The following is an 11,589-nucleotide window of genomic DNA, read 5'->3' as shown; positions in this document are numbered from 1 at the left end:
GGACTATGAAACGCCTCACGACGCCTTCATGATCAACGCCTGCTTCTCGTCCTTCATGGCCGCAAACTCGGCCTCATAGAAGAACTCGCTCTCCCCCAGCGCGGGCTCCAGGTGGTTGAGCCAGGTGGCGGCCTCGTCGTACTTGGCAAAGAAGGGCCGCTGCACCCAGTCGCTGTCGCGGCCCTGGATAAAGCGCAGCACGAAGACCTTCTCGCCATGGATCTCGGTGACGCCCTGGATCTCCACCTTGCCCGGATCGGCCGACATCGAGGGCCCACGGGCGGTTCGCGCCAGCCCCGGCACCTGCTTCATGGCCTCGCGATAGAGCTCCCAGGCGCGCACCAGCGGCACCTCGAAATAGTGGCGGGCGCCGGTGTCACGCTCGACGAACATGTAGTACGGGATCATCCCCAGGCGCACCTGGGTGGTCCACATCCTCGCCCACTGGTCGGCATCATCGTTGATGTGCTTGAGCAGGGGAGCCTGGGTGCGAATCTCGGCCCCGGTGGCGCGAATACGGCGTATCGCCTCGCGGCAGATGGGCGTGTCCATCTCCTTCCAGTGATTGAAGTGCGCCATGAAAGCGACGTGCTTGCCGGCCGCAGTCAGTTCGCGGAACAGCGCGAGAATATCCTCGGCATCGGGATCGGTGACGAAGCGGTAGGGCCAGAAGGTCAGACTCTTGGTGCCGATGCGAATGTCCTGCACATGGTCCAGCTCCGGCGCCATCAGCCCCTCCAGGTACTGGCGCAGGTGTTTGGCCTTCATCACCATGGGGTCGCCGCCGGTCAGCAGCAGGTCCGTGACTTCCTTGTGCTCGGCGAGATAGCGGTGGAGTGAATCCGCCTCACTGGAGGCGAACTTCAGCTCCTTGTCGCCGACGAACTGCGCCCAACGGAAGCAGAAGGTGCAATAGCTGTGGCATACCTGGCCCTGACTGGGGAAGAACAGCACCGTCTCGCGGTACTTGTGCTGCATGCCAGGCAATGGCTCGCCGTCGAGCAGCGGCAGGTTGAGGTCCATCTGCCCCGCCGGATGAGGGTTGAGTTCGGAGCGGATTCGCTCGATCACCGGCTTCATCTCGGCGGCGGGGGCCTCGCGGCGCACCAGCGCCGCCATCTCGTCATAGTGCTCGGGACGCAGCATGCCGCGCTGCGGAAAGGTGAGCTGGAAGACCGGATCCTCGGGAATGTTGTTCCAGTCGATCAGTTCCTCGATCACGTACTCATTGACCCGGAACGGCAGCACCTGACTGACCACCCGCATATCAAAACGCAGGTCGTCGGGCAGGCCCTGGATGGCGTCGATCTTGTCGAGCTGACGGTGGGTGTAGACCTTGAACTGGCGGGCTTCGAAGGCCTCGGCCCGGGAGCCGTCGAGATCGATGTTCACGCGCTGGTTCATGCCACCTCCTGATGTCGTTGTGCAGCAGCAGGGCGGCCAGAGGCCCTGCAAGGCGGACGAGAACGTCCGCTGCGCCGGCAAAACCGGCACACCGCGAGTGGTTCGGGGGGAGGCCATTGGTACAGGCTCGCTGCTATCGCTGCAAGTTTCTGCGTCGATTTGCAACGAATGTCACGTCTATGACGGACAAATGCAACGAATGTGAAACACCAAAGACAAGGCGCGCTACCCGTGTCAGCGCTGCGCTCGGGGGTGGCGGATCAACAGGGCGGCCAGGCGCTGCAAGCGCGGCGCGCCAATCAGGATCAGCATGAAGGCAATGGGCCAGGCAATGTAAAAGGCATGCCACCAGCGGCCGGCGAACCCCTCGCCCAGGCCGGTATTGACCCAGGTGATGACGAAGGTCATCAGGGTGACCATGTAGACGGACATCAGCACGGCAAACACCAGGGGAGCGAAGCGAGGGGGAAATAGCATCGACAACTCCGGACAGGCAAAAAGACAGCGGTTAGACTCACGATTCTACGCCAGCACCCCGGTGAATGCCGTGCGGTGCGCCCATGGGTCGCAACAGGAGCCCGCATGCAGATTCTCGCCGGCCAGATCACCATTCCTGCCACCCGAAATCGAGCCGACCAGCTCAGCCACCTCAGCCGTCTGACCGAACGCATGCGTGACGCCTGCCGCCAGGGCGTCCCGGACCTGATAGTGCTGCCGGAACTGGCGGCCCAGGAGTATGGGGATGACGCCTTCGCCTGCCTCGATGATCTCGACGACGACCTGGCCGGCCCCGTCGTCACGACCTTCTCTGACCTGGCGCGGGAACTCGGCACCACCATCGCCTTCGGCATGGCGCGGCGCAGCAACGGCCGACGCCATATCAGCCAGGTGCTGGTCGGCCCCGACGGCCGCCTGGCCGGCGTCTACGACAAGCTGCACTGCGCCCAGTTCGGGGCCTCCGGCGAGGCCGCCCACTTCTCGCCGGGCGAGGGATTGCTGGTCACCGAGATCGCCGGCTGGCGGGTCGGGGTAGTGATCTGCTACGACCTGCGCTTTCCCGACCTGGCCAGGCGCCTGGCCGATGCGGGCGCCGGGCTGATCCTTCACCCGGTGGCCTTCACCCGGGACTTCAGCTTCACCAGCTGGCACGCCTTCGTCACCACCCGCGCCATGGAGAACCAGCTCTACTGGCTGAGCCTCAACCGCGCCGGCGACGACTGGGGCCAGTCGCTGTTCTGCCCACCGCTGGTGGACGGCGACCACCCTTCCCTCGCCTTTGGCAACGACGAACAGTGGCAGTGGCTGACCCTGCACAAGGACGAACTGACGGCAGCGCGCACACGCCTGCCACTGTCACGGGATCGCCGCGACGACCTTGAAGCCCTACCGCTCTGGCGACCAGACTGAACCCATCAGCCGACAGGAGGAAAGCGAGATGGGCACCATCGAATGCGTCCAGGGTGATATCGCCCGCCAGACCGACATCGACGCCGTGGTCAATGCCGCCAACGCGCAGCTGCGCAGCGGCGGCGGCGTGGCCGGTGCCTTGCATCGCGCCGCGGGCCCCGGTCTCGCCGAGGAGTGCCAGCCGCTGGCACCAATCCGCCCCGGGCAGGCCGTGATCACCGGCGCCCATGAGCTGCCCAACCGCCACGTCATCCACTGCCTGGGCCCGGTCTACGGCGTTGACGAGCCCGCCGACGAGCTGCTGGCCGCCTGCTACCGCAATGCCCTGGAGCTGGCGGAACGTGAGGGATTGCGCTCGATTGCCTTTCCGGCGCTCTCCGCCGGGGCCTTCGGCTATCCGGCCGCCGAGGCGGCCCGCGTGGCACTCGCCACCGTGCTGCAGACCTTGCCCGATTGCCCGGGCATCGAGCGGGTGCGTTTCGTGCTCTTCGATGCCGACAGCACTGTGCTCCATCAGCGGACGCTTGAGGCCCTGAAGCGTGGCAATGGGTAACCCCCTACCCCAGGTTGTAGCCCAGCACGCGCGGTAGCCAGAGGGCAATCTCGGGAAACACGGCGACCAGCGCCAGCGCGCTTGCCATGGCGGCCACGAACAGCAGTGCCCAGCCCACGGTCTGCTCCAGGCGCACCTTGGCGACCTCGGTGGTCACCATCAGGTTCACCGCCACGGGCGGCGTGAACTGGCCGATGGCGATATTCATCGCCAGCAGGATGCCGAACCATACCGGGTTCCAGCCGAAGTGCTGCATCACCGGGATCAGGATCGGCATCATGATCAGGTAGATGGAGATGGCATCCAGCAGCATGCCGGCCACCAGCACCGCCAGCATGATCAGCACCAGCAGCAAGGGGCCGCTGTCGGAGAGTCCGACGATCCACTCTGCCAGGTGACGGAAGGTGCCGAGCATGGTGCCGGCCCAGGCGAAGATGCCGGCCAGGGCGATGATCAGCATCACCACGCCCGAGATCACAGCGGCCTCGCCGAGCAGCGCCCAGAGATCTCGCCAGCGCATCTCGCGGGTCAGGAAGAGCCCCACCAAGGTGCCGTAGGCGACCGCCACCACCGCGGCTTCGGTGGGCGTGAAGAGTCCGCTGCGCAGTCCGCCGAGAATCAGCACCGGGGCGAACAGCGCCGGCAGCGCCTGCCGGAAGCTCTCGCCCACCCGAGGATGCTCCGCGCCCTCCACGGGCGTGCCGCCTTCCCAGCCATAGCGCCGTGAGACCAGCAGCGCCGGCACCAGCAGCGCCAGCCCGGCGAGGACACCGGGGAAGAGCCCGGCGGCGAACAGCGCCCGCAGATCCACCCCCGGTACCACGATGGAGTAGAGGATCAGCGCTACCGAGGGAGGGATCAGGATCGCCGTGGAGGCCGAGGCGGCGATCAGCGTCGCCGAGAAGGGCCGGGGGTAGCCCGCCTTGGTCATGCTCGGCAGCATCACCATGGCCACCGCGGCGGCATCGGCGGGGCCCGAGCCGCTCATGCCACCCATGATCATGCAGACCAGCACCGCCACCAGGGCGAGGCCACCGTGGCGCGGTCCGATCAGCGCCTGGGCGAAGCGCACCAGCCGCGCCGCCACCCCCGCCCGCTCGAAGATCAGACCGGTGAGGATGAACAGCGGAATGGCGATCAGCGGATACTTGGCGATGCTGTTGTAGGTATTGGTACCCAGCGTCGCCAGCATCGCCGGCGAGAGGCCGGCCAGTATCCCCACGGCGCCGGACAGGCCCAGCGAAAAGGCCACCGGGACCCCGGCGATCAGCAGCCCGGCGAAGGCCAGCAGCATCCACAGATCAGGATTCATCCTCGAGCCTCCCGCGCAGGCGATCCCGGGTCTGCTGCAGCTGGCGCAGCAGCATCAGCCCCGAAAGCAACGGCAGCCAGCCGAGATACCACCACTGCGGCAGCCCCAGTCCCGGCGAGAGCGAGCCCCACTGGAGCTCCTGCCAGGTCATCCGGGCGCCGTACCAGGTGATCAGCCCCAGCACGACGACCCCGCAGCCTCCCTGAAAGAGGATCAGCGCCTGGCGACCGGCGGCCGGCAGGGCCCGCTCCAGCAGGCCGATGCGGATATGGCCGTTGCGGCGCAACGCCACCGAGGCGCCGGCGAAGGTCAGCACAACCAGCAGGAACACCGAGAACTCCTCGGTGAAGGCGAAGGAACCACCGGTCAGGTAGCGCACCAGCACGTTGCCCAGGCTGATCAGGCTGATGATCAGGATCGCCAGGCTCGCCAGCAGGCGCTCGAGTCTTGCATCGGGACGTTTCATGGGTGTCGCGGCATCAGGGGGTGGGAAACGCCATCGGCCCCGCGATGGGGCCGATGGCACGGGAGCGGGAGGCGCTTACTCGCCCTGCATGTCGGCGCGTGCCGCCTCGACGATCTCGGAGCCGATACGCGGCACCCACTCGTCGTGGACGCTCTCGGTGGCCTCGACGAACGCCTGGTGCTGCGCCTCGTCGAGCTCGGTAACCGTGACGCCGCGCTCCTTGATGGCCGCCAGGCGCTCGGGCTCCTGCTCGCGGGTCATCGCGATCTCCCAGGCGCCGGCCTCCTCGGCGGCCTCCCGCAGCACGGTGCGCTCCTCCGCAGAGAGCGAGTCCCAGACCTGCTGGTTCACCGCGAAGACGAGGGGGTCGTTCATGTAGTTCCACAGCGTCAGATACTCCTGACCCACCTGATCGATGCGCGCCACGTCGAACACCGAAAGCGGGTTTTCCTGGCCGTCCACCGCGCCGGTGGTCAGCGCCGGCTTGGCATCGGCCCAGCTCATCTGGGTGGGGTTGGCGCCCAGTGCCGTGAAGGTGTCCTGAAACAGCGGTGACCCCACCACGCGAATCTTCAGACCCTCGAGGTCCTCGGGCGCGTCGATGGGACCCTGCGAATTGGAGAGCTGGCGAAAGCCGTTCTCGCCCCAGGCCAGGGGCACCACGCCGCGGGACTCGATGGCCGCGAAGACGCTCTCCCCCGCCGCGCCGCCGGTCACCGCATCCACGGCCTCCACGTCCGGCATGAAGAAGGGCAGCGAGAAGAGGTTGAGCTCCGGGACCTGGGGCGACCAGTTGATGGTCGAGCCTACGGCAGCGTCGATCAGGCCCGAACGCATGGCCGAGAACTCGCGGGTCTGGTCGCCGTTGACGAGCTGGGAGTTGGGGTAGACGCGCAGCGTCAGCTCGCCGTCGGAACGCTCGGCGACCAGCTCGGCCCACTTCTCGGCGGCCTGGCCCCAGGGGAAGGCGTCGGAGAGCACGGTGGAGACGGAGAGCTCGCGGGCCTGAACGGAAGACGAGACAGACAGCGAGAGCGAGACGACGGCGACGCCGGCCAGCGCGGCGGTCAGTCGAGGCAGGTAACGAGACGAGTTCATGGCGTGTCCTTGCGGTATCGGGCTCTGGGCAGGTCCGTGCGGCAACCTGCCCGGCGGTAGTGTCCAGATGCCTGTCGCAGGCGGCCGACCTCGCAATCGATCAGCGTCGGATCCGACAGGCATCCGAGGGGCGTCATCGACGCCCGCGCACTTCAAGATGCCCTGTCATACCATGGTCATGCAAGACAGGACGCAGGCCCGCCCTGTCCCCGGGTTCAACGCACTTGCTATGCTGGGCCACTTATCCCCTTCCAACCCCGAGGAGGCCCCTTGCCGCTTCGCGACCTGGCCCTGGGCCTTGCCGTCATCGTCATCTGGGCGCTGAACATCATCGTCATCAAACTCGGGGTGGCCGAACTGCCGCCGCTGCTGTTAACCACGCTGCGCTTCACCCTGGTGGCCGGACTGCTGGTCCCCTTTCATCCGGTGGCGCGCCACCAGTTGCCCTTCCTGCTGCTGCTCTCGCTGACCTTCGGCTCGCTGCATTTCGCCCTGCTGTTCATCGGGCTGGGCCAGGCCGAGGCCGGTACCGGGGCGCTACTGGTGCAGATGGGGACGCCCTTCGCCACCCTGCTTGCCGTGGTCTTCCTCCATGAGCGCCTCGGCCCTCGGCGGCTGGCCGGCCTGGTGCTCTCCTTTGCCGGGGTCGCGGTGCTCGCCGGCGGCCCCACCCTGCCTTCGGTCCTGCCCACCGTCCTGCTGCTGGCCAGCGCCCTGGGCTGGGCCATCTCGCAGTTGCTGATCAAGCGCGGCCCCAATGTCTCGCCGATGGCGCTGGCCGGCTGGGTGGCGCTGTTCGCCACGCCGCAGGTGGCGCTGGGCTCCTGGTGGTTCGAGCAGGGCCAGTGGCAGGCAATGACCGAGGCCGGCTGGGCCGGCTGGGGAGCGGTCTTCTATACCGCCGTGATGTCCTCCATCGTGGCCTACGGGCTGTGGTACGGCCTGCTGCGGCGCCACCCGGTCAACCGCGTGGTGCCATTGACCCTGCTGATGCCGGTGTTGGCGGTACTGCTCGGCGCGGCGCTGATGGGCGACAGCCTGGGCCCCCACAAGCTCGCCGGGGGCGGGCTGGTGATCGCCGGCCTGGCACTGATCGTGCTGCGCCTCGGCCCGCGCCGCCCTGCGGCCTGACTCACTGGACCGTGGCGCCGGTGCAGAGCCCGCCATCACCCGGCCAGCTGACGCAGTCTCCCGCCACCACGCCCATCGCCGCGAAGGCCCCGGCATTGACCTCCAGGGCCGCCCGATAGGGCACTGCGGGACGTGTCACCGGGCACTCTCCGGGCTGGGTCGCCGTGCACGGCTCCATGCGGTGAATCTCGGCGATACGCCCCGCCTCGTCGATGAAGGCGATATCCAGCGGGATACGCGTGCGGTACATCCAGAAGCCGTTGCGCGAGGACTGAGGGCGATCGTAGAGGAATAGCATGCCGGCCCCCTCGGCCAGCTGGTCGCGCTCCATCAAACCACGACTACGTTGCGGAATGGTGCGGGCCATCTCCACCGCGAGCCGCCGAGGGCCCTGCTCGGCGTGGATCACCAGGGGAGCGGTCTCGAGGGTCTCAGACTGAACATCGGACGCCGAATCAGATCCGGCCGCGGTCAAGGCACGCGGCAGCAGGGAGGCGGCGGGCAGCAGGGCCAGGCTAAGCAGCAGCTGGCGTCGGTTGGCGTTCATGGCGGTTTCCTCAGCGATGGGGACTCTCGGGATGGGTGACAGGGGCGTCGGGCATCAGGTGGATGCCGGCGGCCAGCAGCGAGACCCCGACGCCCTCGCCGCGGGCCAGCCCATTGCGCCGCGCCGCGTGGGTGGGAAGCTCGAAGCGCAGGGTATCGTCGCAGTGATCGAAGGCCAGCGCCACGGAGGTAATGCCGCCCAGCACTGCCATCTCCACCACCCGGCCCTGGACAGGATTCTCGCGCTCGCCCCGTGAGGGGCGGCCACGGCGATGGAGCACGACGTCCGAGGGTGGCAGGTACCAGCTGACCGACTGGCCAGGGGCCACGGCCGCCAGCCCCTCCGCGACCTCCAGTAGCCAGGGGCCCCATTGCAGGCGGCGCCCCTGCTCGCCCGCCACCACGCGGCCAGTGAAGACGTTGTGTCGATCGAGCAGCCTCGCCACCTCGGGGCTCGCCGGCCGTCGGAAGAGCTGCTCGGCCGGCGCCTGCTGCAGACTGCGACCGGCGTGCAACACACAGAGGCGGTCGGCCAGGGCAGCGGCCTCGTCCAGGTCGTGGGTGACCAGCACGATGGGAATACGGATCTCCTCGCGCAGCAGAGCCAGTTCGCGCTGCAGGCGGCGACGAGTCACCTGGTCCACCGCCGAGAAGGGCTCGTCGAGCAGCAGCACCCGCGGGCTCCGCGCCAGGGCCCTGGCCAGGGCCACCCGCTGGCGCTGGCCCCCGGACAGCTCACCCGGAAACCGGCCGGCCAGGCCATCGAGACGCACCCGGGCCAGCCATTGCTCGGCGACGCGCCCGCGCTCCGCGGCGGGCAGATGGTCCAGGGCCACCTTGACGTTGCCTCGCGCATTCAGGTGCGGGAAGAGCGCATAGTCCTGGAACACCAGCCCGACGCGACGCTGCTGGGGCCGCAGCGAATGCCCCGCCTCGGCATCGAACCAGGCCTCCCCGGCGCAGCGGATCACGCCCCGCGCCGGCCGATAGAGCCCGGCGATGGCCCGCAGCAGGGTGGTCTTGCCGCTCCCCGAGGGGCCGACCAGGGCCAGCAGTTCGCCGGCCTCACAGTGAAAATCGGCATCCAGCGGAATCGGGCCTGCCTGCTGCAGCGAGACCGCCAGGCGGCCATCGGTCGCGACGTGGCTTGGCTCAGGCACGGCGCCACCTCCGGCGTCCTGCCAGGCCATAGACCACGCCGATGGTCAGGAAGGAGACCAGCAGCAGCATGGCCGACATGACGGCGGCGCCGGACTCGTCGAAGGCCTGGACCCGATCGTAGATGGCGATGGCCAGGGTGCGGGTCTCGCCATCGATCGCCCCACCGACCATCAGGATCACGCCGAACTCGCCGAGGGTATGGGCGAAGGTCAGCGCCAGGGCAGAGATCAGCCCCGGCCATACCAGCGGCAGCTCGATGCGCAGAAGCGTGCGCAAGGGCGAGAGGCCGCTGCACCAGGCGGCCTCGCGCAGGTTGGGGGGAATCGTCTCGAAAGCGCGCTGGATCGGCTGCACGGCGAACGGCAGGTTGGCCACCAGCGAGGCGATCAGGATACCGGTGAAGGTGAAGTTGAGACCGCTGCCGGTCAGCGACTGCCAGGCGCTACCGAAGGGCGCCTCCACGCCAAAGGCCTCCATCATGTAGAACCCCAGCACCGTTGGCGGCATCACCAGCGGCAGCGCCACCAGCGCCTCGCACAGCGGCTTGCCACGAAACTGCGAGAGCGCCAGGGTGCGGCCCAGCCAGAGCCCTAGCGGCAGCAGCAGCAGGCAAGTCAGCCCCGCCAGGCGCAGCGAGACCGAGAGCGCTGTCCAATCCATCAGTGGCCGTCCGCCGCATCCGGCGTCTGGAAGCCGAAGCGCTCGAGGATGCTGCCCGCCTCCTCGCCCTGCAGCCACTCGTAGAGCGCGCGGGCAGACTCGCCGGCGCCCGTGACCAGCGCCATGCGCTGCGTCAGAGGCGCGTGCCAGTCGGCAGGAATCGGCACGTACTCGCTGCGCTCGGCCACGGCCGGCGCGAGCGCCAGTGACAGGGCCACCAGGCCACCTCGGGCCTCGTCCGCCAGGGCGAACTGCGCTGCCTGCGCAACGCTCTCGCCCATCACGCGCAGCGCCTCGCTGTCCTCCCACAGGCCGGCATGCGTCAAGGCCTGGCGCGCTGCCACGCCATAGGGCGCATGCTCCGGATTGGCCAGGGCCACCCGCGGGCGCTCCTCGCCTGCCCGGTAGGCAGCGATCGCCGCCTCGACGGCGGCGAGCGGTGCCTCCCCAGCGGGCAGCGGCTCGCGGCCGGAGCGCTGGATCCATGCCAGCCGACCGACGGCGTAGATTTCCCCCGCGTCTTCGGTAAAGTCCGCCTCATGCAGCGCCAGCACGCTCTGCTCGTCCGCTGAGAGGAAGAGCTCGAAGGGAGCGCCCTGGGCAATCTGTCGACGGAAGTTGCCGGAGGCGCCGTAGTTGACCCGTACCGGCGGACCACCCTGGGCCCGGAAGCGCTCGACCAGTTCGGGGAAGGCGAACTGCAGAGACGAAGCGACGGCCACGGTGGGCGCCTCGGCCAGGGCCAGCGAGGGGATCAGGGCGAGCCAGGCGACGAGGGCCCAGCGCAGGGGAGAGAACATGCAGGATTCCCGAACGGCGATATGGTCGCTGCATTGTCGACCAGGCCTACCCCGGGGGACAAGGCGATGCCGGGGAATCCGCCCCGGCCTTGTTGCACGTCAGGGGATGGCGGTGGTGGCGGTCATCAGGCCTGCTCCCTGGAGCGCCCGAGGATCGCCATCAGGTCGATGCTGGCCTCGCGAGGGCTTAGGTCCAGCAGCCCCTCGAGGCTTTCCAGGTGATGCTGGATGCCCTCTCGCGCCGCCTCGGCTTCTCCCTTCTCGAGGGACACCAGCAGCGCCGTATGGTCGCCCGCCAGAAAGCAGGAAGCCAGATTCGGCCGCTTGTAGAGTGCGATGACGATGGAAGTGCGCAGAATCAGGTCGGTTAGCATGGCCCCCAGCACGCGGTTGGGCGAATGCTCGCCCAGCAGGTGGTGGATGGCCAGCGAGTGCTCGATGCGCGCCGGCTCGTCGCCCCGCCCATGCGCCTCGATTTCACGCCGGACTTCCGCCTGGAGTTGGACGTGCGACGCCTCGTCGAGATTGCCCGCCAGCAGCGCGGCGATCTCACCCTCCACCAGGCGGCGCGCGGCGAAGGTCTCGCGAGTCTCCTCGATGCTCGGCGCGCGAATCCGCGCCACCTGGTTGGGGCGCTGGTCTACCACGTGCTCGGAGGCCAGCCGGGTCAGGGCCTTGCGCACCACCGAGCGACTCACGCCGAAGACCTCGCCGAGGGTCACCTCGGGCAGCCGCGTGCCGGGCGGCAGACGCTGCATCAGCACCGCCCGTCGCACCTTGGCGACGATATCCCGGTCGCTGATGCGACGCCCGGCCCTGACATCGGCCAGCACCTCCTCCTGCCATTCCTGCATGCCCTGTCCCCCACCTGTGTCTGCCATCAGCGTGTCATGCCGCGAGCGGAATGACACCACCAAACAGAATCATTGTATACAGGATTCAGGCTTCAGGCACGACGAGGATCTTCAGGGTGTTGGTGCCGCCATGGGCATTCATGTGATCGCCCCGGGTGAGGATCACGTGGTCGCCGGGCGCGGCGATGCCCTGCTCC

At 68.3% G+C, this 11,589-nt stretch carries 13 protein-coding genes; 3 read left to right on the top strand and 10 right to left on the bottom strand.

Annotated elements, in window-relative coordinates; all coding sequences use genetic code 11:
- Positions 1 to 15: 15 nt before the first annotated feature.
- Positions 16 to 1,404 carry a KamA family radical SAM protein gene (locus tag FHR95_RS13540; protein WP_183314799.1) on the bottom strand — a complete coding sequence of 463 codons (1,389 nt, stop codon included), beginning with the start codon at positions 1,402 to 1,404 and terminating at the stop codon, positions 16 to 18.
- Positions 1,405 to 1,638: 234 nt separating this feature from the next.
- Positions 1,639 to 1,881 (bottom strand): DUF2798 domain-containing protein, encoded by a 243-nt coding sequence (locus FHR95_RS13535; protein ID WP_040184524.1) that lies wholly within the window; start codon positions 1,879 to 1,881, stop codon positions 1,639 to 1,641.
- A gap of 105 nt (positions 1,882 to 1,986) precedes the next feature.
- Between FHR95_RS13535 and FHR95_RS13530 the strand changes: the two genes are divergently transcribed.
- Positions 1,987 to 2,811 carry a carbon-nitrogen hydrolase family protein gene (locus tag FHR95_RS13530; protein WP_183314797.1) on the top strand — a complete coding sequence of 275 codons (825 nt, stop codon included), beginning with the start codon at positions 1,987 to 1,989 and terminating at the stop codon, positions 2,809 to 2,811.
- Positions 2,812 to 2,839: 28 nt separating this feature from the next.
- Complete coding sequence (locus FHR95_RS13525) at positions 2,840 to 3,364, top strand: macro domain-containing protein (protein WP_183314795.1); 525 nt, start codon at positions 2,840 to 2,842, stop codon at positions 3,362 to 3,364.
- A 4-nt stretch (positions 3,365 to 3,368) separates the two neighbouring features.
- Here the strand turns inward: FHR95_RS13525 and FHR95_RS13520 are convergent, their stop codons facing one another.
- From FHR95_RS13520 to FHR95_RS13510, 3 genes are all read right to left on the bottom strand, one after another.
- Positions 3,369 to 4,676, bottom strand: a complete 1,308-nt coding sequence (locus FHR95_RS13520) for a TRAP transporter large permease (protein ID WP_040184520.1) — start codon at positions 4,674 to 4,676, stop codon at positions 3,369 to 3,371.
- Complete coding sequence (locus FHR95_RS13515) at positions 4,666 to 5,142, bottom strand: TRAP transporter small permease (protein ID WP_040184519.1); 477 nt, start codon at positions 5,140 to 5,142, stop codon at positions 4,666 to 4,668. Before FHR95_RS13515 ends, FHR95_RS13520 begins: the two co-directional genes overlap by 11 nt.
- A 75-nt stretch (positions 5,143 to 5,217) precedes the next feature.
- Positions 5,218 to 6,240 carry a DctP family TRAP transporter solute-binding subunit gene (locus FHR95_RS13510; RefSeq protein WP_183314793.1) on the bottom strand — a complete coding sequence of 341 codons (1,023 nt, stop codon included), beginning with the start codon at positions 6,238 to 6,240 and terminating at the stop codon, positions 5,218 to 5,220.
- A gap of 270 nt (positions 6,241 to 6,510) precedes the next feature.
- On the opposite strand from FHR95_RS13510, the gene FHR95_RS13505 reads away from it, so the two are divergent.
- Complete coding sequence (locus FHR95_RS13505) at positions 6,511 to 7,371, top strand: DMT family transporter (RefSeq protein ID WP_183314791.1); 861 nt, start codon at positions 6,511 to 6,513, stop codon at positions 7,369 to 7,371.
- A gap of 1 nt (position 7,372) precedes the next feature.
- Here the strand turns inward: FHR95_RS13505 and FHR95_RS13500 are convergent, their stop codons facing one another.
- The 5 genes from FHR95_RS13500 to FHR95_RS13480 form a co-directional block, all read right to left on the bottom strand.
- Positions 7,373 to 7,918 (bottom strand): DUF192 domain-containing protein, encoded by a 546-nt coding sequence (locus FHR95_RS13500; RefSeq protein WP_183314790.1) that lies wholly within the window; start codon positions 7,916 to 7,918, stop codon positions 7,373 to 7,375.
- A gap of 10 nt (positions 7,919 to 7,928) precedes the next feature.
- Positions 7,929 to 9,077 (bottom strand): ABC transporter ATP-binding protein, encoded by a 1,149-nt coding sequence (locus FHR95_RS13495; protein WP_343065218.1) that lies wholly within the window; start codon positions 9,075 to 9,077, stop codon positions 7,929 to 7,931.
- The gene (gene modB, locus FHR95_RS13490; RefSeq protein ID WP_040184514.1) at positions 9,070 to 9,738 is read right to left on the bottom strand and encodes a molybdate ABC transporter permease subunit; all 669 of its coding nucleotides are present in this window, start codon (positions 9,736 to 9,738) and stop codon (positions 9,070 to 9,072) included. Before modB ends, FHR95_RS13495 begins: the two co-directional genes overlap by 8 nt.
- Positions 9,738 to 10,538 carry a molybdate ABC transporter substrate-binding protein gene (modA, locus tag FHR95_RS13485; protein ID WP_183314787.1) on the bottom strand — a complete coding sequence of 267 codons (801 nt, stop codon included), beginning with the start codon at positions 10,536 to 10,538 and terminating at the stop codon, positions 9,738 to 9,740. The genes modB and modA overlap by 1 nt, the downstream gene beginning before the upstream one ends.
- A gap of 125 nt (positions 10,539 to 10,663) precedes the next feature.
- Positions 10,664 to 11,392, bottom strand: a complete 729-nt coding sequence (locus tag FHR95_RS13480; RefSeq protein WP_183314786.1) for a GntR family transcriptional regulator — start codon at positions 11,390 to 11,392, stop codon at positions 10,664 to 10,666.
- Between the last annotated feature and the right edge of the window lie 197 nt (positions 11,393 to 11,589).

Origin of the sequence: Halomonas fontilapidosi (assembly GCF_014192285.1) — a bacterium.
Lineage (GTDB): Bacteria > Pseudomonadota > Gammaproteobacteria > Pseudomonadales > Halomonadaceae > Halomonas > Halomonas fontilapidosi.
The sequence above is the reverse complement of the archived record's forward strand: the minus strand, read 5'-3'. Positions and strand labels throughout refer to the sequence as shown.

Excerpts from the sequence above, each read along its gene's own strand:
- FHR95_RS13540 (WP_183314799.1), bottom strand. The coding sequence starts at position 1,404 with ATGAACCAGCGCGTGAACATCGATCTCGACGGCTCCCGGGCCGAGGCC.
- FHR95_RS13535 (WP_040184524.1), bottom strand. The coding sequence starts at position 1,881 with ATGCTATTTCCCCCTCGCTTCGCTCCCCTGGTGTTTGCCGTGCTGATG.
- FHR95_RS13530 (WP_183314797.1), top strand. The coding sequence starts at position 1,987 with ATGCAGATTCTCGCCGGCCAGATCACCATTCCTGCCACCCGAAATCGA.
- FHR95_RS13525 (WP_183314795.1), top strand. The coding sequence starts at position 2,840 with ATGGGCACCATCGAATGCGTCCAGGGTGATATCGCCCGCCAGACCGAC.
- FHR95_RS13520 (WP_040184520.1), bottom strand. The coding sequence starts at position 4,676 with ATGAATCCTGATCTGTGGATGCTGCTGGCCTTCGCCGGGCTGCTGATC.
- FHR95_RS13515 (WP_040184519.1), bottom strand. The coding sequence starts at position 5,142 with ATGAAACGTCCCGATGCAAGACTCGAGCGCCTGCTGGCGAGCCTGGCG.
- FHR95_RS13510 (WP_183314793.1), bottom strand. The coding sequence starts at position 6,240 with ATGAACTCGTCTCGTTACCTGCCTCGACTGACCGCCGCGCTGGCCGGC.
- FHR95_RS13500 (WP_183314790.1), bottom strand. The coding sequence starts at position 7,918 with ATGAACGCCAACCGACGCCAGCTGCTGCTTAGCCTGGCCCTGCTGCCC.
- modB (WP_040184514.1), bottom strand. The coding sequence starts at position 9,738 with ATGGATTGGACAGCGCTCTCGGTCTCGCTGCGCCTGGCGGGGCTGACT.
- modA (WP_183314787.1), bottom strand. The coding sequence starts at position 10,538 with ATGTTCTCTCCCCTGCGCTGGGCCCTCGTCGCCTGGCTCGCCCTGATC.
- FHR95_RS13480 (WP_183314786.1), bottom strand. The coding sequence starts at position 11,392 with ATGCAGGAATGGCAGGAGGAGGTGCTGGCCGATGTCAGGGCCGGGCGT.